This window comes from Bacillus cereus group sp. BfR-BA-01331 (assembly GCF_022663915.1).
GTDB classification, from domain to species: Bacteria; Bacillota; Bacilli; order Bacillales; family Bacillaceae_G; genus Bacillus_A; species Bacillus_A mycoides.
Map to the genome: position 1 here is coordinate 1 of NZ_JAKUGJ010000172.1, position 380 is coordinate 380.

Sequence of the window (380 nt, forward strand, 5' to 3'; positions counted from 1 at the left end):
GAATACTTTCGAAATGGGACAGTAAAAAAACAGTCTCAGTACATCAAAGTTGATTTAGAACACATTATGAATACCTTAAAACCAGGACAGGTCTATGAAATAGCAGATGCTTATATTTGAAAGGATAAAAAACTATTTACACGAGTTATTATATATCGATTAACTGAAAAACAACTTCGAGAACGTAAGAAAAAACAAGTGTATACGGAAAGTAAAAAGGGTATTACGTACTCAGAGAAAAGCAAACGATTAGCTGGTATGAACATTTATGTTACCAATACACCTTTGGAATGGGTTCCGATGGAACAAATACATGATTTTTATTCCCTCCGCTGGCAGATTGAAATTATCTTTAAAACTTGGAAATCCTTATTTCAAAT

Annotated in this window: 1 pseudogene; it reads left to right on the top strand. The window is 32.1% G+C overall.

Going from position 1 to position 380, the window contains the following annotated elements:
- Positions 1-380 (top strand): annotated as a pseudogene (locus MR155_RS31510) (transposase); the annotation flags it as partial.